Annotated in this window: 17 protein-coding genes and 1 tRNA gene; 3 read left to right on the forward strand and 15 right to left on the reverse strand. The window is 39.5% G+C overall.

All coding sequences use genetic code 11. From position 1 onward, the window contains the following. Positions 1-354 precede the first annotated feature (354 nt). Together CWD90_RS01735 and CWD90_RS01740 are read left to right on the forward strand one after the other, a co-directional pair. Positions 355-3,192 (forward strand): DUF1549 domain-containing protein, encoded by a 2,838-nt coding sequence (locus tag CWD90_RS01735; protein WP_103474186.1) that lies wholly within the window; start codon positions 355-357, stop codon positions 3,190-3,192. An 8-nt stretch (positions 3,193-3,200) separates the two neighbouring features. Next, positions 3,201-4,685: a DUF1501 domain-containing protein gene (locus CWD90_RS01740; protein WP_103474187.1), complete on the forward strand. Its 1,485-nt coding sequence runs from the start codon at positions 3,201-3,203 to the stop codon at positions 4,683-4,685. A 291-nt stretch (positions 4,686-4,976) separates the two neighbouring features. Here CWD90_RS01740 and CWD90_RS01745 read toward each other — a convergent pair. The 15 genes from CWD90_RS01745 to mraZ form a co-directional block, all read right to left on the reverse strand. Beyond that, positions 4,977-5,050: transfer RNA gene (locus tag CWD90_RS01745), tRNA-Arg, on the reverse strand. 31 nt (positions 5,051-5,081) lie between these two features. Further along, the gene (locus tag CWD90_RS01750; protein ID WP_103474188.1) at positions 5,082-5,534 is read right to left on the reverse strand and encodes a GatB/YqeY domain-containing protein; all 453 of its coding nucleotides are present in this window, start codon (positions 5,532-5,534) and stop codon (positions 5,082-5,084) included. Positions 5,535-5,628: 94 nt separating this feature from the next. Further along, positions 5,629-7,554 (reverse strand): cell division protein FtsZ, encoded by a 1,926-nt coding sequence (ftsZ, locus tag CWD90_RS01755; RefSeq protein WP_103474189.1) that lies wholly within the window; start codon positions 7,552-7,554, stop codon positions 5,629-5,631. Positions 7,555-7,598: 44 nt separating this feature from the next. After that, on the reverse strand, positions 7,599-8,927 hold the full coding sequence (gene ftsA, locus CWD90_RS01760; RefSeq protein ID WP_103474190.1) for a cell division protein FtsA: 1,329 nt from the start codon (positions 8,925-8,927) through the stop codon (positions 7,599-7,601). Between the two features lie 3 nt (positions 8,928-8,930). Continuing rightward, positions 8,931-9,650: a cell division protein FtsQ/DivIB gene (locus tag CWD90_RS01765; RefSeq protein ID WP_103474191.1), complete on the reverse strand. Its 720-nt coding sequence runs from the start codon at positions 9,648-9,650 to the stop codon at positions 8,931-8,933. A 10-nt stretch (positions 9,651-9,660) separates the two neighbouring features. Continuing rightward, positions 9,661-11,022: a UDP-N-acetylmuramate--L-alanine ligase gene (murC, locus tag CWD90_RS01770; RefSeq protein WP_103474192.1), complete on the reverse strand. Its 1,362-nt coding sequence runs from the start codon at positions 11,020-11,022 to the stop codon at positions 9,661-9,663. Positions 11,023-11,031: 9 nt separating this feature from the next. Beyond that, complete coding sequence (murG, locus tag CWD90_RS01775) at positions 11,032-12,120, reverse strand: undecaprenyldiphospho-muramoylpentapeptide beta-N-acetylglucosaminyltransferase (RefSeq protein ID WP_103474193.1); 1,089 nt, start codon at positions 12,118-12,120, stop codon at positions 11,032-11,034. After that, on the reverse strand, positions 12,107-13,279 hold the full coding sequence (locus CWD90_RS01780) for an FtsW/RodA/SpoVE family cell cycle protein (protein ID WP_103474246.1): 1,173 nt from the start codon (positions 13,277-13,279) through the stop codon (positions 12,107-12,109). The genes murG and CWD90_RS01780 overlap by 14 nt, the downstream gene beginning before the upstream one ends. A 24-nt stretch (positions 13,280-13,303) precedes the next feature. After that, positions 13,304-14,638, reverse strand: coding sequence for a UDP-N-acetylmuramoyl-L-alanine--D-glutamate ligase (murD, locus tag CWD90_RS01785; RefSeq protein ID WP_103474194.1), 1,335 nt, complete (start codon positions 14,636-14,638; stop codon positions 13,304-13,306). A 1-nt stretch (position 14,639) separates the two neighbouring features. Further along, entirely contained in the window at positions 14,640-15,863 is a 1,224-nt protein-coding gene (mraY, locus tag CWD90_RS01790; RefSeq protein ID WP_103474195.1) for a phospho-N-acetylmuramoyl-pentapeptide-transferase, read from the reverse strand. Positions 15,864-15,915: 52 nt separating this feature from the next. Then, positions 15,916-17,379: a UDP-N-acetylmuramoyl-L-alanyl-D-glutamate--2,6-diaminopimelate ligase gene (locus tag CWD90_RS01795; protein ID WP_103474196.1), complete on the reverse strand. Its 1,464-nt coding sequence runs from the start codon at positions 17,377-17,379 to the stop codon at positions 15,916-15,918. Next, positions 17,376-19,382: a penicillin-binding protein gene (locus CWD90_RS01800; protein ID WP_103474197.1), complete on the reverse strand. Its 2,007-nt coding sequence runs from the start codon at positions 19,380-19,382 to the stop codon at positions 17,376-17,378. Before CWD90_RS01800 ends, CWD90_RS01795 begins: the two co-directional genes overlap by 4 nt. Beyond that, positions 19,382-19,705 (reverse strand): FtsL-like putative cell division protein, encoded by a 324-nt coding sequence (locus CWD90_RS01805; RefSeq protein WP_103474198.1) that lies wholly within the window; start codon positions 19,703-19,705, stop codon positions 19,382-19,384. The genes CWD90_RS01800 and CWD90_RS01805 overlap by 1 nt, the downstream gene beginning before the upstream one ends. 77 nt (positions 19,706-19,782) lie before the next feature. Beyond that, complete coding sequence (gene rsmH, locus CWD90_RS01810) at positions 19,783-20,679, reverse strand: 16S rRNA (cytosine(1402)-N(4))-methyltransferase RsmH (protein ID WP_103474199.1); 897 nt, start codon at positions 20,677-20,679, stop codon at positions 19,783-19,785. Next, positions 20,666-21,130: a division/cell wall cluster transcriptional repressor MraZ gene (mraZ, locus tag CWD90_RS01815; protein WP_103474200.1), complete on the reverse strand. Its 465-nt coding sequence runs from the start codon at positions 21,128-21,130 to the stop codon at positions 20,666-20,668. The genes rsmH and mraZ overlap by 14 nt, the downstream gene beginning before the upstream one ends. A 265-nt stretch (positions 21,131-21,395) precedes the next feature. Here mraZ and CWD90_RS01820 point away from each other — a divergent pair, with 265 nt between their 5' ends. Further along, positions 21,396-22,160: an alpha/beta fold hydrolase gene (locus tag CWD90_RS01820; protein ID WP_103474201.1), complete on the forward strand. Its 765-nt coding sequence runs from the start codon at positions 21,396-21,398 to the stop codon at positions 22,158-22,160. Positions 22,161-22,168 lie beyond the last annotated feature (8 nt).

Genomic DNA, 22,168 nt, shown 5'->3' on the forward strand with positions numbered 1-22,168 from the left:
TTCTAAACAACTAAAAACTTAATTATTTCTCCTAGATTAAAATCAGGAAATTACCTAATTTAAGAATAGAAAAACTGCGCTATAACAGTCACCCTAAAACCGTATACAATTAAATGCCAGTGCAAACCTCCTTAGAAAAGCCTTTCACCATTAAAAGTATGACAATACAGATCTTCTATTTGATTTGTATTTGCTAAATTGGGGTCTAAATCGACACAACTAATTTTATAGAAAATCGTTAGCAGCCAATATGAATTAGCGGATATCGGCCTACAGGACCATAATCCTCGATCAATGATTCATTGGATAAGGGTCTCTTTACTAAAAAGATATAAAAAACAAGTAATATAATAAATGGAAGATATTAATTGGATATTTCAGCTTTTAGGCCGTTTTCACCCCTTGTTGGTTCATTTCCCGATAGGATTGTTGGTCATTGCCCTAGTTTTTGAGCTGTTCACGATCGGCGGCAAGCGACAAGGGTTGCGAGAAGGTATTTATTGGATGGTTATTGTTGGAGCTGTAACGGCTATAATGGCCGCTATAATGGGCTGGCTGTTGCGTAATTATGATGATTATACCGGCGACCTAGTAACCTACCACCAATATACGGGAATAGCAACGGCTGTATTGGCAGTTATAACCGCGCTTTTGTTGCGAAATATCGTGAACAAAAAATTGACGGATTACCGACTATATCGATTTGGACTTTTGGTAACGGTCGTATCGCTAAGCATTGCCGGTCATTTAGGGGCAAGTCTAACCCACGGCGAGGACTATTTGACCAGTGTATTGCCGAACAATCAAGATTCCTATGACGATGAGAAGACCACGGTACTTCTCACTGAATTAAAGGGACAGGATTCTTTAACTGAAACTCAGCAAGAAGATCTTAATCTTGGGGTTAGGGCAATATTGGCGCATAATTGCTATCAATGCCATAGTGAGAATAAGCAAAAAGGCGAATTGATACTGGAAAATAAAGAAGGAGTTTTCAAAGGCGGGGAATCTGGCCCGGTCATAGTTGCTGGTAAACCTTCAGAAAGTGAGATGTATAAAAGGATTACCCTTTCCCCCAATGATGATGACGTAATGCCCAAAAAGGGAAAAGTACTTAAAGAAAATGAAATAGCGCTAATTAAACTTTGGATCCAAAATGGTGCTTATTGGAGCGATAAAGCGCTTAAAGTATTTCCTGAAGCACAATTGGCACTTTCTAAACCTGATCTGCCAAAAGTAGAAAACCAAACCCACCCAGTGGATAAATTAATGGCCGCCTATTTTGACAAGAATGATATTGATTGGCCTAAGATAGTTGATGACAGAACATTCATTAGACGATCCTACATGGATATAATAGGGTTACTTCCAGAACCGAATGAGATAAAGGACTTTATAGATGATTCCAATCCCGATAAAAGAAATGTCCTAATTGACCAACTTTTAAACGACACTCACAACTATACTCAAAATTGGTTGAGTTTCTGGAATGACCTACTACGTAACGACTATAGTGGTACCGGATTTATTACAGGGGGGAGAAAACAAATCACCCATTGGCTATATACCTCACTGGAGAAAAACAAGCGTTATGACCAAATGGTCAAGGAACTGGTTAACCCAACGGAGGTATCGGAAGGATTTATTAAAGGGATAGAATGGAGGGGAGTGGTGAATGCTAGTCAGCGCACCGAAATGCAGGCGGCCCAAAACATTGGTCAGTCCTTATTAGGTGTAAACGTAAAATGTGCTTCATGCCATAATAGCTTTGTAAGCAACCTTACCTTGGAACAATCCTATGGGTTTGCGTCGATCTTTGCAGATTCCATTATGGAATTGAATCGATGTGATATGCCCATTGGCAAAATGGCCGAGGTGAATTTTCTTTATCCCGAATTAGGTTCCGTAGAGGCCGAAAGTGTAAAGGAGCGCTTATTATTGCTTTCAGAAGTAATTGTAAAACCTGAAAACGGAAGATTATATAGGACCATTACCAATAGATTTTGGGAACGACTTATGGGTAGAGGCATTATTGAGCCTTTGGATGAAATGGACAATGAGGCTTGGAACTCTGATCTACTGGATTGGTTGGCATCAGATTTTGTAGATTCCGGGTACGATCTCAAACATCTTATTAAACAGATCATGACGTCCAAGGCCTATCAATTGCCGACCGCTAATTATAAAAACATAGCTGAAATAAAAAACGAATATGTATTTAAAGGACCTATTCTAAGGCGGATGAGTGCCGAACAATTTTCTGATGCCGTAAGTCAGTTGATTAAACCGGTATATGCCGCAGTAGCTTATAACCCAAAGGGGAATGAGCTACCTTCTTCACGGATTTGGCATAGGGAATTAAAGTTCGACCGGGACGTCCTTCCTGAACCCGGCAAAAGATATTTCCGTAAAACATTCACACTCCCAGAGAAATCTATAGATAGTGCCATTGTCCTAATTTCCGTTGATCATTCGTATGCACTTTACATCAATGAAAAAAAGATATCCCAGGGAACGGATTGGACGAAAGTGGATAAGCTGAATGTCCAAAAAGTCCTTTCCAAAGGAACAAATACTATCGCTATAGAGGGCATTAATGAAGGAAGCATAGCCAATCCTGCTGGAATACTATTCTCCATGAAAATAGCCTTTACAGATGGTAGTGAAACCATTCTGAACTCAGACACCAGTTGGAAAAGTACAGCTATGGACCAAACAGAAGATTGGATAAGTATAGGCTATAATGATAGTAACTGGGAAAAAGTTCGTAATTACGGCACTTCAAATTGGGGAAAATTAATAGATTACACATTTGAGGAACGCAATGGAGAATTTGCTAGGGCCAGCCTTGTAGAACAGCACCCTTTCTTAAAAGCTCTTGGTAGACCGAGCCGAGAAAATGTGACGACTTCAAGGGACGAACAAGCTACACTTTTACAAGCCTTAGAATTGACCAATGGCGAATTTTTCAATAAGGTGTTGGAAGAGGGTGCAGATATATGGCTCAAAAGGTATAGTAGCAATAGTGAAAAAATTATAGACGAACTCTATCAGAAATCCATGGGCAGAGAGCCCACAGATCAAGAAAAGAAAATAATGATTGCGGTATTGGGCAAACAGCCAAAGAAAGAGGCATTACAAGATCTATTTTGGTCAACTCTCATTCTACCGGAATTTCAATTTATTAATTAAATAAGACAATGGATAAACCAAACGCCCGTAGGGATTTTATAAAGAATATGGCGGCCGCTAGTTTAGCGGCCTCTGCTACGACCATACCAATGGCCAGCTTTTTAAGTTCGTGCAGCAGACCTAATCCAAAGATCACTTCCACGGCCGATACGGTTATTTTGCTTTGGATGGCAGGAGGAATGGCACATACCGAGACGTTTGACCCTAAAGCTTATGTCCCCTATGAAAAAGGTGTTGAAAGCAAGAGAGTCTTAAGTACTTTCCCTAAAGTGCCGACTATAGTAGACGGACTTGATTTTTCACAAGGCTTGGAATCTATTGGCGGGGTAATGGACAAAGGCGCCATTATACGTTCATACAAATCTGCAGATCTCGGCCATATATTACACACTCGGCATCAATACCATTGGCATACCTGTTATGAGCCGCCACAGACTGTACAAGCTCCCCATATAGGCGCTTGGATTGCCAAGGAACTTGGGCCGGCCAACCCTGTTATACCACCATTTATTGCCATGGGTCAGCGATTCACGGTTGGAGAGGCCGAAGAATTAAAAGCCTTTCATACAGCGGGATTCCTAGGTAGCGAATACGGTCCCTTTCTAATACCTGATCCTTCTTCCGGCTTGGATAGTGTTAGACCACCCCAAGGGATGTCGCTTAAAAGATTTGAGGCGCGCAATAAGTTATTTAAAGAATTAGCCAACAAAAGTGAAATTATGGAAAGAGGAAGCGATTACCAGCGCGAATCCTTAATGCGTTCCATGGAATCATCCTATAGGCTACTAAATTCTCCAGAGTCCAAAGTATTTGACTTATCCCAAGAGCCTAAAGAGGTTTATGACACCTACAATACGGGGAGGTTTGGTCTAGGATGTCTTCTGGCCAAAAGATTGGCCATGAACGGAGGTAGATTTATAAGTGTCTCTACCGAATACGAACCTTTTCTAGGATGGGATACACACGAAAATGGGCATACACGGGCCGCTAAAATGAAGGAACTAATCGACAGACCAATTGCCCAGTTAATAAAAGACTTGGATGAGAGTGGTCATTTGGATCGAACCCTGATTATTTTGGCCAGCGAGTTCAGTAGGGACGCCATAATGGAAGGCCGCCCGGGTGAACTAGTGAAGGACCAAGTAGCTCAACCAGATATAATCGAAGATGAAAAATTCTACGGTATGCATAGACACTTTACCAATGGCAGTTCTATATTAATGTGGGGCGGGGGTATAGAAAAAGGTCTCGTATATGGAAAAACAGCAGATGAAAGACCATGTTCTTCCATTGAAAACCCTGTGGTGATCGATCAGGTTCATCAAAGCATATACCATGCATTGGGAATGGACCCAGAGACACAGTATACCATTGAAGGGAGACCTTTTTACACAACCCCGGACGGACATGGCAAACCCATATTAGATCTATTCGGACAACCAATGCAAAAAAGTTCAATGGACAACAACAAAGAAAAGTCGATCACAACCTAGTGGTCATTGAAAGATTATTAAACCTATCAATAAGGAATCGGAATTAAAAAGGGATTGGCTGCGCCCTTCCCTACAAAGCTCCGCTTTGAAAAATAAGGATACGTGCAGTTTCATGAATTCCTCACTCCTCTACTGTTCTCTGGAACAGAATCAAAAAGGGATTGGCTACGCCCTTCCCTACAAAGCTCCGCTTTGAAAACCACAAAAAGTTATGCTTCGCTTTACTTCAAAAAAGAAGCGAGCTTCTTTTTTGAAGCTCGCTTGCACAACCACATTTTTGTGGTTTATTAGTGACCCCGGAGGGATTCAAACCCCCAACCCTCAGAGCCGAAATCTGATGCGCTATTCAGTTGCGCCACGGGGCCAATATTGACCTAAATGGTCAGTTTTACTTTCTTAATTGGCTAATTTAGCCTTTACGATATTGGAAATGGTCTTCCCATCTGCTTTTCCTGCCAATTCTTGAGAAACAATTCCCATAACTTTTCCCATATCCTTCATCCCTGCAGCACCTACTGCAGCTATAGTTTGCTCCACAACCTTTTCGATTTCTTCCTCCGACAATTGCTCTGGCAAGAACTTTTCTATAATCAATGCCTGTGCCAATTCCGGTTCTGCCAAATCTTCACGACCTTGTTCCTTATAAATAGCTGCACTATCCTTGCGTTGCTTTACTAATTTCTGAACCAGCTTTACTTCCTCTTCCTCAGATAGTTCCGTCCCTGGACCTGTTTCGGTCTGTGCCAATAACAAAGCAGATTTTATAGCTCGCAACGACTCCAAGGCTACCGTATCCTTGGCCCTCATTGCTGCCTTAATATCCTCCATTACCCTTTGCTGTAAACCCATATCTCTTTTTTAGCCCTGCGAATATAAAAATAAACCCGAAAATAAAAGCTATTTTCGGGTTTAAACTTCGTGAATAATCGTTCACCAAACGCTACTAGTCTACATTATCATGTAAATAGGAGTTATTGGAGCGCAATTGGATATCGTCATTACTATCCTCACTAAGGCTAGTTCTGGAAACTTTATTCTCCCTAGGGTTGTCATTTAAATTTACCCCTTGTCTTTTATAAGCTGGCTGCTTGGATACTTCATCCAAGTTACTAAGGCTATTCTGGAATTTATAATTAAAGTCCTTTAGCTTTCTTCTTCGCTCGTCTGCCCGTTCCTTTAGAAGGATTTCTATTGGGGTATTTACAGGATCTTCATCTTCTACATTTACCCTTGGCTGGTTTGATTCTTGTTTAGCAATGGTACGCTTCTCAAATATCAACTCGTCCTCAACAATACGGGGCTCAAACTCCTCTGCCTTGGATTGGGCTCCGGTAAGTTTCTTCTCCAACTCCATATAATCATCCAAACTGTAGCGCTTCTCTCCATTCTTATTGTATTCGAGAACCGGTATAACTTCTACATGATCTTTCACTTCCAAATCCCTTACCTCTTCATCTAAATCGAAAGTGATAATATGCCGGGTATCTTCTTCCTCCTGTACAGGCTTTTTGGCCAAAGGCATATCAAAACTAAATTCGAATTGATCTTCCTCTACAACCTTATTGGATACTACACGAGGATCTACCACCTCTATATCCTTAATTTCATCGGAAGCATTGATTATGATAAAATCATCCTGAACATTTTCCGCTATAACTTCCTCATAGAATACATTAAAATTCTTAATAAAATTGGTTGTAGGTATCAAATCCATTTGCGACTCCTCCTGTTCCACTGTAGACTTAACTGGAGTTGCTGTAATTTCCTCTTCTTCGACCAACTGGTGAACAACACTTTTAGCAATCAGATTGTGCTCAGCGCGTTGTTCATCTTCTAACGTATGAATGATTTTTTTGGATTCGGTATTTACTATATCATCCTGTTGATCTATATTAAAACCCGTGGCAATAACTGTAACTGCAATGGCCTCGCCGAGTCCCTCATCTTCACCAACACCCATTATGATATTTGCCCCAAAACCGGCCTCATTTTGAATATGGTCGTTAATTTCACCTATTTCGTCAATCGTAATTTCTTGGGAACCGGAAACAATTAGTAGGAGTACATTCTTTGCCCCTGTAATTTTATTATCATTAAGCAATGGAGAATCCAAAGCCTTCATGATTGCTTCATGTGCCCTAGCGGAGCCAGATGATATGGCCGACCCCATTATGGCCGTACCACTACTGCTCAATACAGTCTTGGCATCACGTAAATCTATGTTCTGAGTATAGTGATGTGTTATTACCTCTGCAATCCCACGAGCGGCAGTGGCCAATACTTCATCTGCTTTGGAAAAACCAGCCTTAAATCCCAAATTTCCGTATACTTCCCTTAATTTATTATTATTGATAACAATCAAAGAATCCACATTTGCACGTAATTTTTCAATTCCCAACTGAGCCTGTTGGCAACGCATTTTACCTTCAAATAGAAATGGCATGGTAACGATTCCCACAGTAAGAACGTCCATTTCCTTTGCCATTTTTGCAATAACAGGGGCAGCACCAGTACCTGTTCCCCCGCCCATACCAGCAGTAATAAAGATCATCTTTGTAGTAGGTTCAAGCATTCGCTTTATCTCTTCCATACTTTCAATAGCCGCTTGTTCCCCTACTTCAGGATTGGCACCAGCACCCAATCCTTCAGTCAATGAAACCCCCAATTGTATCTTATTGGGCACAGGACTATTATTAAGTGCTTGCGAATCGGTATTGCAAATCACAAAATCCACCCCATTGATACCGGCCTGGAACATATGATTAATTGCGTTACTACCTCCACCACCAACACCAATGACTTTAATTACGTTGCTTTGATTTTTGGGCAAATCAAAGGCTATACTTTCAAATTCCGTGTTCTTGCTCATATTTCGTATTTTACTGGTTTCCTATACTGTTCTTATTTAATAATCTATTCGGCATTATCCAAGAAGTCTTTCAATTTCTCGGACCATTTGTCAAAAATAGATTTGCGCTCTTTTTTAGAAGCTGTTTTGGTCTGTGTGTTATCCTCGCCTGTGAAAACATCATGGTCTGCATCCTTATCCTCTTCCGCCTGGCGTTCTTCCCTTACTTTCGATTTATTCTGTACGGCATTCATCAATAGCCCCACTGCAGTTGCATACAACGGGCTAGCGATTTCCTCGTCAGAATCACCTGCTAAATGTTCATTTGGATAACCGATCCTAGTGTCCATTCCCGTAATGTACTCCACTAATTGCTTAAGGTGTTTCAACTGACTTCCTCCGCCTGTTAAAACAATACCTGCAATTAATTTTTTCTTTTGCTCGTCGTGCCCATAATTCTTTATTTCCACATACACCTGCTCCACGATTTCCACTACCCGTGCATGTATTATTTTAGAAAGATTTTTCAAGGTAATTTCCTTTGGCTCTCTCCCTCTTAGACCTGGAATGGAAACAATCTCATTATCCTTGTTTTCCCCTGGCCAAGCCGAACCAAACTTGATCTTTAAAAGTTCCGCCTGTTTCTCGATTATGGAACACCCTTCTTTAATATCTTCAGTAATCACATTTCCTCCAAAGGGAATAACTGCCGTATGGCGAATAATCCCATCTTTAAAAATGGCTAGATCCGTAGTACCGCCACCTATATCTATTAGGGCTACACCTGCCTCTTTTTCCTCCTGACTCAAAACTGCATTCGCAGAAGCCAAAGGCTCCAAAGTAATATTGCCAAGATCAAGACCGGCACTCTTTATACATCTACCCACATTACGGATTGAAGAAACCTGTCCCACTACCACATGAAAGTTAGCTTCCAGCCTACCACCATACATTCCCATAGGCTGCTTTATCTCTGGCTGCCCATCTATCTTGAATTCCTGTGGCAAGACATGTATTATCTCCTCACCTGGCAGCATGACCAATTTATATACCTGATTGCAAAGCTTTTCAACATCATCTTCATTAATGACCTCTTCGGATTTAGCTCTGGTTATATAATCGCTATGTTGTAAACTGCGTATATGCTGTCCTGCAATACCTACTACTACCGAACTTACCTTTAAACCCGAATTTGCCTCGGCCAGTTCAACAGCTTGTTGAATAGACTTGATGGTTTGCGTAATATTATTGACTACACCACGGTGCACTCCCAAACTTTTAGACCTACCTATACCCAAGATTTCTATCTTGCCATATTCATTTTCCTTACCAATGATGGCCACAATTTTGGTGGTTCCAATATCCAACCCTACTGAATAATTACCTTGTTCCATATCTTAAATTTTGGTGCACACTACTTGGTTATTAAATTCTAAGCTCACCCTATTATAATCGCTCAACGTTTTGTCTTTATTCGACTTGGTATAGAATGCTTTTAAATTGCTGAATTTTTTCTGCAATTCTGTTACATCACCCAAATCCACTACAAAATTCTCCATCCTAAATTTCAACTGATACTTATGTTCCTCAGTTATATGAACCCCTATTGTATTCTTTCTTAAGAATTCATCAGAATTTATATATGTCAAAATCTCATACACTCCTTCTGTACTTTTATTCGTTATTAGTCCCGTAATTATAGGCACTCGCGCTGAATGATATTTGGAAAACGGCATACGTCTCCCATCTTCATCAATATAAAACTTTGCAACTCCCTCAACTCTTCCGATTGGTTTACGCTGTATGACTTTAGCCATTAGGTCCCCGTTTACCGTAAGGTAAACTTGGGCATTCTTTACCATTTCATTAGCTTCGATAGCTTTTTCTATAGTATTCAAAACTATATCTTCTTTGGGCAGGTTTTTAAGGTCCCCAGAATTTTGTATTAACAATTTATTAACCGTCTCTTGGGTCATATAAAGATTCTGGTCTCCGACAAACTTAATTTCAATATTATGGATCTTTTTATGACTATTCCTGATGTTGGAAAATGCATAAACTCCCGTAAGAACAAGCAGTAAGGCCCCGAATTTTATGAAATTCCAATTAATTTTCATTTTTTATTGTTTATAGTTTTTTATCCACTAGATTTAATTCCTTCTTTATTTTTGGAACTTCCAATCCAATATCCCCTGCACCCAGGGTTATTAAAACATCTGGGTTTTGGGCTATTATTTCTGAAATCAACTCTGACTTTCCTATCAATTTTTTCCTCGGACTTGTGATTTTCTCCAACAACCATTGAGAGTTAACCCCTTCAATAGGGTTCTCCCTGGCAGGATATATATCCAACAACAGCAAACTGTGAAAATTAGACAAGCTCCGCGCAAATTCATCTACAAAATCCCTGGTTCTTGAAAATAAGTGTGGCTGAAAAACTGCCAGCACCTTCTTACCAGGATGCATTTCCGAAACAGCCTGAAAAGCTGCATCAATTTCGGTTGGATGATGTGCGTAATCATCTACAAAAACAAAATCTGCTCTATTTATCTGATATGAAAAACGTCTTTGAACGCCCTTAAAAGTACCCAATGCATCTGCTAGCCCTTGGGCTGAAGAACCAGCTTGGCTAGCCATAGCATAAGCCACTAAACCATTGAGCAGATTATGCCTACCCGGTTTATTGAAACGAACCGCTTTTAGTTTAGCTTGCGGGGAGTCCAAGTCGAAAACATAGCTGCCCTGATCTATTTTAATATTTTTGATGCAATAATCGGAACCATCTTCAATTCCGTAGGTTATACCCTCCAAGGGCAAACCATTGCGTACAAAAAGCTTCCCATCCGGCTTGATGCATTTTACAAAATCCATAAAAGATTCCTCAAGGGCTTCTCTACTACCATATATATCCAAATGATCGACATCCATAGAAGTAATGCATGCTACATCAGGGGACAACCGAAGAAATGAACGATCAAATTCATCCGCCTCTACCACCGAATAATCCGAACCTTCCAACAGAAAATTACTATTAAAATCTTCAGATATTCCACCTAAAAATGCTGTAATCGGAGTCCCTGTTTCTTTTAATAGATGTGCCAAAATACAAGAGGTCGTTGTCTTACCATGGGTCCCAGCAACCGCAAAGCAAAAGGTATCCTTTGTAATCAAACCTAGAACTTCAGATCGCTTTTTAACTTGAAAACCATTACCTATGAAATAATTATATTCCACATGGTCATTAGGCACAGCTGGAGTATAGACGATCAATGTATTTTCAGGAGTTAAATAAGTTTTGGATACCAATCCCAAATCATCGGTGTAATGCACATCTATACCCAATTCAACCAAATCCTTCGTAAGCGGGGTTTCGGTCCTATCATAGCCGGCAACATTTTTACCGACAAATTTAAAATACCGCGCAAGAGCGGACATACCAATGCCTCCTATTCCTATAAAGTAGACGTTATGTATATCTTTTATGCCCATTTTCAATTATTACACTAATAATTTTTCAATTTCATTTACAATTTCCTTGGTTGCATTTGGTAAGGCCAATTTCTTAATATTGGCTCCCAACTTTGCCCTAAGACTTTCTGAAAGAAGCAAATCGGAAAACACCTTTTCAAACTTATCATTCAAATCAGACTCCTTAATCAAAATTGCCGCATCCTTTTCTACAAGAGCGTTGGCATTTTTTGTTTGATGGTCCTCCGCCACATTTGGAGAGGGTATAAAAATCACCGGCTTGCCCACAATACACAATTCAGATACCGACCCTGCTCCAGCCCTTGAAATAATAACATCTGCAGCTCTATAAGCCAAATCCATTCTATTTAAAAATGCTACCACCTTTATATCTTCGCTGTCATATTTTTTATACTCATCATAATAAAGCTTGCCACTTTGCCAAACTACTTGAATTCCTTGTGCTTTAAAAAAAGACAATTTCTCCTCTATAAGATTATTTACCCGTCTCGCTCCCAAACTACCCCCTAGAACCAGCAGCGTGGTCTTACTAGACTGTAATTCAAAAAAGCTAAGCGCCTCCTCCTTATTACTTGCCAATGAAACCAAATCTCCACGTACCGGATTTCCTGTTTTTACAATTTTATCCTTGGGAAAAAACTTCTCCATACCATCATAGGCTACACATATTTTAGCAACCTTACCCGCCAATAACTTATTGGTAATTCCGGCAAAGGAATTTTGCTCCTGCAACACACACGGAATGCCTTTACCAGAGGCCACCTTTAAAAGAGGGCCACTCGCAAAACCGCCAGTCCCTACAACAGCATGTGGTTTAAAATTCCTTACTATGTTTGCCGCTTTTATCAAACTACTTATAACTTTAAAAGGAAACATTAAATTTTTTAAAGTGAGCTTCCTTTGTAACCCACTTATCCACAATCCTTCTATTTTGTATCCCGCCTGTGGCACCTTTTCCATTTCCATTCTGTCCTTTGCCCCTACGAATAAAAATTCAGCATTGGGATACCTAACTTTCAACTCATTTGCAATAGCAATGGCAGGATAAATATGCCCACCTGTTCCTCCTCCAGAAAGTATAAATCTATAATTGCCCACTTAAAACTTCTAAAGGGTTAGTTTCATCCAATTCCTCGTTCTCCGACTGCGCATGTTTATTACTGGCGCTTAAAATTATACCAATAGCCAAACAGGTCATCCAACTTGAGGTTCCTCCACTACTTATCAAAGGCAAGGTCTGACCGGTAACCGGAAAGAGTTCTACAGCCACAGCCATATTTATCAAGGCCTGAAAGACTATTGGGAGACCCACTCCCAAAACCAGTAATTTTCCAAAAACAGTTCCGTTACTATTTGCCACTACTACAATTCTAAAAAGCAACAATAAATAAAAGAACATTAGGACAAAACCACCTAACAGCCCATATTCCTCAACAATAATGGCATATATAAAATCCGAGGAACTCTGGGGCAAAAAATTCTTCATTACGCTTTTACCGGCTCCATTACCTACTATTCCTCCAGTTGCAATGGCAATTTTCGCCTTTTCAATCTGGTAATCAGCCTCGGTATCCTCTGGATTAGAAAAACTTTCAATTCTACTCATCCAAGTATCTACTCGGTTGGGAAACAAATCCGGCACGGCCTTGGCAGTCAATATAAACATGGTTAGACACAATATCCCAGCACCAACAATACCTATTAAATACTTAAAAGGATATCCACCTATAAAACAAAGCATCAATACCATTGAAAATATAATGCCCGCAGTAGAAAAATTAGCAGGTAGTATCAGTACTACAACCAAAAAGACTGGCACCCATAAAGGCAAAATACTCTCTTTAAAGGTTATTGTCTTATCCTTTATTTTTGTTAAATACCTAGCTACATAAATCATTAAGACCACAGCTGCCAAATTGGATGTCTGAAAAGTAAAACCAACAATAGGAATACGGATCCATCTACTGGCATTGGCCCCATCTATTACCTGGCCCTGAGCTAAGGTGAAAAGCAACAAAAGCAATACCACCGGCATTGCAATCAAAGACAAACCCTTAAAAAAGTGGGTAGGTATACGGTGTACCCCGTAAATAATACCGAACCCCATAAGCAGTAATATGGCATGCTTTACCAGATAACCAATAGTAGTTCCGTTGCCTACAACATAGACCAAGTTACTACTAGCACTATAAACAGGTAAAAATGAAAATAGGGCCAAGAGGGCAACAACTGCCCAAATAGCTTTATCTCCATTCATTTTGTTTAAAAATTCCAACACAGTTTATAATTTTTTAATTGCTGCTTTAAACTGATTTCCCCTATCCTCATAATTCTTGAACAAGTCGAAACTGGCACATGCCGGTGACAGTAATACCGTATCTCCCCGCTCTGCAATCTTATACGCCACCTTTACAGCCTCATCCATTGCATATGTTTCCACAACAAGGTCTACCACATTTCCAAAGGCATCCTTTATTTTGGAATTGTCCATTCCCAAACAAATAATTGCCTTTACTTTTTCACGCACCAAAGACATTAGCTCTTTATAATCATTCCCTTTGTCCACTCCCCCTACGATCCACACCGTTGGAGTTCTCATACTGTCCAAAGCATAATAAGTAGCATTCACATTGGTAGCCTTGGAATCGTTGACATATTGTACATGATGTATTTTTAACACTTTTTCCAACCTATGCTCCGCCCCTTGAAAATTCTCTATGCTTCTACGGATAGTTTCTTTTCTAATACTAATTAATTTAGCCGCTGTGGTAGCCGCCATTGTATTCTTTAAATTATGTTTTCCCTCCAAAGCCAAAGCATCTGTACCCATCTCTATTGTGTTATTGTCAGTTTTAATAATTATTTTATCATTTTCTATATATGCCCCTTCAACCAATTTTTTCTCAATTGAAAAGGGCAATAATTTTGATTGGACCGGGTTCTTTTTCAACCAGTCGACTATTACTTCATCATCGGCATCATATATTAAATAATCTTCCTTGGTCTGGTTTTTGGCAATTCTAAACTTGGATGCTATATAGTTCTCAAATTGGTATTCATATCTATCCAAGTGATCTGGAGTAATATTTGTAAGGATGGCAATATGTGGCTTAAAGTCCACAATTCCGTCCAATTGAAAACTACTTATCTCCAACACGTAATAATCAAAATCCTTTTCCGCAACCATTTTGGCATAACTATCACCAATATTCCCCGCCATACCCACATTTAGTCCGGCTGCCTTTAAAATATGGTTTGTAAGCATGGTCGTGGTAGTTTTTCCATTACTACCTGTAATCCCAATAATGGTAGCTTTTGTATAGTTGGATGCAAACTCGATTTCCGAAATAATCGGAATTCCTTTCCTTTTCAACTGGACTATCAATGGAACCGTATCGGGGATACCAGGACTTTTCATAACCAAATCCGCATTTAAAATCTTGGTCTCGGTATGCTGTTTTTCTTCCCAATCAATCTCAAAATGTTCAAGAACTTTTCTATATTCCTCTTTAATGCTCCCCTTGTCGGAGACAAAAACTTCAAAACCTTCCTTTTTACCTAAAATAGCCGTTCCAACACCACTTTCTCCACCACCCAAAACAACCAACCGCTTCATTCTATCTCACCTTTAAGGTTACAATGGTTATTACCGCCAATAGGATTCCAACCACCCAGAATCTGGTTACAATTTTACTTTCATGGTATCCTTTTTTCTGATAATGATGATGTAAAGGTGCCATAAGGAATATCCGCTTACCTTCCCCAAATCTCTTCTTGGTATATTTAAAATACCCCACCTGTAGCATTACGGAAATTGATTCTGCAAAGAAAATTCCACACAAGACAGGAATCAATAATTCTTTCCGGATTATGATGGCTATAACAGCAATTATCCCTCCAATGGTCAAACTACCAGTATCTCCCATAAAAACGGTTGCTGGATAAGCGTTGTACCATAAAAACCCCACCAAGGCGCCTACAAAGGCGGCGATAAAGACCACTAATTCTCCTACTCTAGGAATAAACATGATATCTAAATAATCGGAGAAGATTATATTTCCAGAAACGAGGGTAAATATGCCGAGCGTAAATACGATTATAGCCGATGTACCAGCAGCCAACCCATCTATTCCATCGGTTAGGTTTGCTCCATTGGAAACGGCAGTAACAATAATTATGATAATGGGAATAAATACCAACCATGCATATTTCTCCATCCCATCTCCCATCCAAGTAATAAAACGGGCATAATCCAATTCGTTATTTTTTATAAACGGCAAGGTGGTCATGGTAGATTTAATCTCCTTGGCCGGCACCTTCTTAACCGTATAATTCTGGGTGATTTCTGTCCTGGTATGCTCCCTTACGGTCACATCTGGATGGAAATACAAAGTTGCCCCCACCATAAGGCCTAGAACTACCTGACCTATCACTTTAAATCTTCCCTTTAATCCTTCTTTATCCTTTTTGAAAATTTTGATGTAATCGTCTACAAAGCCAATTATTCCCATCCAGATCGTAGTAACGATTAAAAGGATTATATAAATATTGTCCAAAAAACGGGCGAATAACAATACCGGAATTAATGTGGACATAATAATGATCAGTCCACCCATGGTGGGAGTACCAGCTTTCTGTTTCTGGCCATCCAGACCCAAATCCCTTACGGTTTCCCCAATTTGTTTGCGCCTTAAAAAATTAATAATCCTTTTCCCATAGACCGTGGCCAAAATAAGTGAAAACATTACCGCCATTGCTGCCCTAAACGTAATAAATTGGAAAAGCCCCGCCCCTGGCAGTTGATAATGTTTTTCCAAATATTCGAACAAATAGTATAGCATTCTTGGGCTTATTGTTTAATGTTATTCACTTTATTATTGCTGACCTAATATGCTATTTCTTTATACTGGTCAACAATTCCTTTACCATTTTAAAATCATCAAAATCTTCGCGAACACCATTGGTTTCCTGATAAGTTTCATGGCCTTTACCCGCTATTAATATTATATCCTGGGCAGCCGCCAATTGACATGCCGTTTTAATGGCCTGTTTCCTGTTCACAATAGACAATGTTTTACTTACATTTTGTGGTTCTACACCAGCTTCCATTTCCTCGATAATAACCGTCGGGGATTCAGACCTAGGGTTGTCAGAGGTGAAAATGACCTTATTGCTTAATGATGATGCGATATGACCCATAACCGGACGCTTAGACTTATCTCTGTCACCACCACACCCCACGACGGTGATGACATTTTCATTTCCAGTCCTCAATGTACTGATAGTATCAAGTACATTTTTCAAGGCATCCGGTGTATGGGCATAATCAACAATAGCTGTAATTTTTTCTTTTGATATATAATATTGAAACCTTCCATCCACATTTTCCAATTCACTAAGGAGGCGTAAGGTTTCCAATTTTTCCAATCCTAATAAATCCGCTGTAGCATATATGGCCAACATATTATAAGCATTAAAATCACCGATCAATCTGGTCCACACTTCATTATCATCGACCTTCAACAATTGGCCACTAAACTGATTTTCCAATATTTGAGCCCTATAATTGGCATAGGACTTTAATGCATAGGTATACTTTCTTGCTGCTGTATTCTGCAACATTACCAAGCCGTTCTTATCATCAATATTGGTGAGTGCGAATGCTTTTTTTGATAACCTATCAAACAACATCTTCTTGGCATCCCGGTACTCGGCAAAAGTTTTATGATAATCTAAATGATCATGGGACAGATTGGTGAAAATAGCACCTTCAAACACCAATCCTTCCGTTCTTTTTTGATGGATACCGTGAGAACTAACTTCCATAAAGCAATACTCAACACCGGCATCGTTCATCAACTGCAAGTATTTGTTGATTGTAAGGGCATCCGGAGTCGTATGGGTAGTGGAATATTCCTTCACATCTACCATTATCCTTATAGTGGATATCAACCCCACTTTAAAACCAGCTTTTTTAAACAATTGATATAACAGACTGCTTACGGTGGTCTTACCATTGGTCCCCGTAACCCCAACGAGTCTTAAATTCTTGGAAGGATTGCCATAAAAGTTGGATGCCATTATCGCTAAAGCCCTGTTGCCACTGTCCACCTCAACATAGGTTATTTCATTGACCAATTGTTTTGGAAGTTCTTCGCACACAATAGATTTAGCCCCTAAAGCAATGGCCTTATCTATGAAGAGATGACCGTCTGCTACAACTCCCTTTATAGCCACAAAAACATCATCCATTCCGACCTTTCTAGAATCGAAACAAATATTGTTCACCATAATGGAAGTAGAACCACTTACAGCAGAAAGGCTAACCCCATACAATATGTCCTTTAGCGTTTTCATGATAATACCAAAACTATTTTATTTACCTTTTTCAGATCAGTCCCTTTAGCAATAGATTGCTTTTTGACCTTTCCATTTCCCTTTACCTCTACCTCTATCCCTAAGTTTTCAAGAATAGAAACTGCATCCATCCCGCTCATACCCTCTACATTAGGCACTTCATTGTAATTTTTATTGGAAGCGGCAAAATATTTTTGAAAATCTTCGTCCAAGCCCTTGGTCTCTGCATCATGGACATCTACCTCATCTACCAAAGGGGAACTTGCATAAATTTTTTGAGCAACGGATTTAAAAACGGGACCAGACACATCTGCACCGTAGTAACCAACAGTCTTATCGGGCTCATGAATTACCACAATACAAGAATATTTGGGATCGTCCGCAGGAAAGTAGCCCGCAAAAGTTGATATGTACTTCATTACTTCTGGATCCTTGGAAACATAATTCTTCTGTGTGGTTCCTGTTTTCCCAGCCATGGAAAAATTAGGCGAATAAAGCCCATGTCCAGTACCATACTTTTTCTCCACAACGTCTTTAAGCAATTGCTGCACTTTATGTGCTGTTTCCTTTGAGCAGATAGAAGGATTAATGATTTCTTTTTCAAATTTCAGAATGGTCTTATCCCACTCCTTTACCTCTTTTATAAGCCTAGGCTTTAACATCTCCCCATCATTTGCAATGGCGTTATAAAACGTTAAGGTCTGTAATGGGGTTAAGGAAACCTCATATCCATGTGACATCCACGCCAAAGAAACTCCTGACCAACCCTTATCCCCAGGATAGCGTATTACAGGGATTCCCTCTCCTTTTACCGGCAAACCCAATTCCCTATGAAGGTTCATATTCATTAGACGGTTCACAAATTTCTCCGGATTGTCCTTATAGTTATTATTGATAATTTTAGCGAAGGCGGTATTGGAAGACACTACAAATGCTTTGGCCGCCGTTATTTTACCATACCCTCCGTGTTTAGAATCCCTAACCGTCCTGTTATAAACCTTATATGTGCCTTTTTCTGTGTCAATTACAGTACTGGTATCAATTACTTTATCCTCCAAGGCCACGACCATGGACATTAGTTTAAAGGTAGACCCCGGCTCATGTGATTCTCCAATGGCATAATTTAATCGCTCGTAATATTTACCATCCGTAGTTCTTCCCAAGTTAGATATAGCCTTGACCTCCCCTGTCTTGGTTTCCATTACAATTACACAACCGTGTTCCGCATTATACTTTTCCAATTGCCCCAATAAAGCATGATGGGCAATATCCTGTATATTGATATCTATAGTAGAAACAACATCATAACCATCTTGGGGCTCTACAATATTATCCCAACCTATTGGCTTCCACTGTCCTTTTGCTATTTTTTGCTTTAGCCTTTTACCTTCAACCCCCCTTAAATATTGACCAAAGGCCCCTTCAAGCCCAACTCTAGTGTAATATCCATCCTCATCAACCCTTTCATACCCCACACTACGTTCAGCGATTTTACCTAAGGGGTGCTCACGAACTATTTTTTGTTCAATGATCAAACCTCCTTTATACGGACCTTTGTTAAATAGTGGAAATTGTCTTACTGCCACATAATCCGAATAGTCCAAATTTCTGGCTACCAAGGCATATCTATTCTTATTTACTTTTGCCTTTCTTAACACTTGCTGATAATGGGAGGTTGTCTTACCGAACAATTTTGCCAAAGAATCCGACAAGGCCTTTACATTTTCTTCGAAATCTTTTTTCCCAACAGTTACAGCATCAAAACGAATGGTATATCTAGAAACCGAAGTAGCCAGCAAACTGCCATCATCAGAATAGAGATTGCCTCTCTTGGGTGCAATGGTGAACATTTTTTCCGTTCGATCCATGGCAAGCTTCCGATACTTATCCCCTTCCACCATTTGTATACTGACCAATTTAACCAAAACGGCCATTGCAAACAGGAATAGCAATCCTGCCACAATGTACAATCTGGTCAATATGTTTTTTTCAGTTACCGCCACTATTCCTCTGTTTCTTTTTTAACTTTTATTTTTTTTGGAGGAGTTTCCGAAGGAAATAATCCATCCTGCTCCAAGATTCTCAACACCGTCGATTCCAACTTTAACTCCTGCATGTCCGAACGAACATCCACAAACTCACTTCTTAACTCCTTAACCTGCTCATCAAGAGCGGCTATTTTATGAACTTTTCCATCGGCGCTATGGGAACTGGCAATCATTACTGTTGCCAAAAAAGAAATGTAAATAATAAACAGCCAGTTTTTTGGAGCGCCTCCACTCACCAAAAACTTTCCTTTTAATATGTCTAATATTCCTTTTCTCATCACTTAAAAAATCATTCAACTATATTATCTCAACACAAACACCTCTTTGATGGATTCTTCACAATAACCCGCTAAATTTAGGCTTGCTCTGCAATTCTCAATTTGGCGCTTCTCGCTCTATTATTACTCCTTATCTCTTCTCTTGAAGGAACCACCAATCCTCCAACCTTTTTTAACGGAACCTCTATATTCCCATAAAAATCCTTTTCCGGCTCCCCTTCAAACTGACCTGCTCTAATAAACCTTTTAACAAGCCTGTCCTCCAAGGAATGGTAACTAATAACACTCAACCTACCCCCTTCATTCAACAATTCCGGCACTTGCAACAAAAACTCTTTTATCACCTGAATCTCCTGGTTCACTTCTATCCTTATAGCTTGATATATCTGAGCCAATATTTTATGCTCCCTATGCTTTGGCAGGTATTGCCCCAACACCTCTTTTAATTGATCTGTGGTCTTTATGGGATCAACCTCCCTACGCTCTATTATGGTCTTTGCCATTGCATTGGCATTCCTCAGGTCACCATACTGAAAGAGAACCCTACTCAACTCGTCAAAGTCATAAACATTTACCACGTCAAAAGCTGAAATCTGATTTTTCTTGCTCATGCGCATATCTAGATCTGCATCAAAACGAGTTGAAAAACCTCTTTCCGCCTTATCAAATTGATGCGATGACACTCCAAAATCGGCCAAAATCCCATCTACTTTCTTTACTCCATAGAACTTCAAAAACTGCTTTACATACCTAAAGTTTTCATTTATCAACTGAAAGCGTCCATCATCAATAACATTTTGCAATGCATCTTCATCCTGATCAAATGCCAACAGTCTTCCTTCTTCCCCCAACCTTTTCAATATCTCCCTAGAATGTCCACCACCTCCAAAAGTCACGTCCACATAAACTCCATCGGGCTTTATATGTAGTCCATCAACGGACTCTTTCAACAATACTGGATTATGATATGTCATCATCGTCGTCTCCCATTACTTCTTCTGCCAAACTTGCAAAGTCCTCGGCCGTTTCCTCCAATACCTTTTCATAACTATCCTTATCCCAGATCTCAATAATATTGATTGCAGAACTCAGCACTACTTCTTTAGCAATTCCTGCCACATCTACCAAATTTTTTGGAATCAACAACCTACCTGTGGCATCTATTTCCACTACCTTTACTCCTGCAGAAAATCTTCTTATGAAATCGTTGTTTTTTTTCTTAAATCTGTTTTTCTTGTTCATTTTCTCCATCAGCAAATTCCACTCTGCCATGGGATACAACTCTAAACAAGGTTGAAAAACCGAACGCTTTACAACAAAACCATCATTAATTACGGGTGACATCTGATTTTTAAGCGCCACAGGAAGCATTACCCTTCCTTTAGAATCGGCCTTACAATCATATGTTCCAATGAAATTTATCACTTAAAGTAGCTGGTTTTTAATTTAATAACTCAAATATATAGAAATTATTACCACAATTTACCACAAAATACCACTTTGTTAATAAAATGCATACTTTATCGACAAATGACACTCAAAATGCCTACTCAAAAAACCTTAGGGAGGATTCCACAAAAATTCTTTTAACAAATAAAATGTCATTATTTATTGCCTTTCCAAAAACTTGGCTATACTTGTATAACAATGAAATGCCTATATTTGTCAACTAAGACCAGAACCATCCTTAATGGAAAAAAAGATAATTAAAGAGGGGAAATACCGCTACATTGAAATGGGTGAAGGAACACCCATTATAATATTGCACGGCCTCATGGGCGGATTGAGTAATTTCCATGGGGTTATGAATCATTTCCCGCCTAAGGGTTATAAGGTATTGGTACCCGAACTTCCGATTTATGATATGCCATTGCTCAAGACTAACGTAAAGAGTTTTGCCAAATTTCTAGAACGGTTTATAGTGCACAAAGGACTAGAAGATGTAATTCTTTTAGGTAATTCCCTGGGGGGCCATATTGGTCTTCTTCACACCAAATTATATCCAAAAATGGTTAAGGCCTTGGTTATAACAGGTAGTTCTGGCCTATACGAAAGTGCTATGGGCGACGGTTACCCCAAGCGTGGTGATTATGAATTTATAAAGAAAAAAGCACAAGATGTGTTTTACGATCCGGAAATAGCCACCAAAGAAATTGTTGACGAAGTTTTTGCTACGGTAAATGACCGAATTAAATTGGTAAAAACATTATCTATAGCAAAAAGTGCCATTAGGCACAATATGTCCAAAGATTTACCACACATGCTGACACCCACTTGCATAATATGGGGCAAAAACGATAGTGTTACCCCCCCAAATGTGGCCGAGGAATTTCATGCCCTTCTGCCCGATTCCGATTTATTTTGGATCGATAAGTGCGGACATGCACCAATGATGGAACATCCCCTAGAATTCAACAACGTCCTTGACGCTTGGCTAGAGAAACGAAATTTATAATCGGAAGT

The sequence above is a fragment of the Arenibacter catalasegens genome, from assembly GCF_002909235.1.
GTDB classification, from domain to species: domain Bacteria; phylum Bacteroidota; class Bacteroidia; order Flavobacteriales; family Flavobacteriaceae; genus Arenibacter; species Arenibacter catalasegens.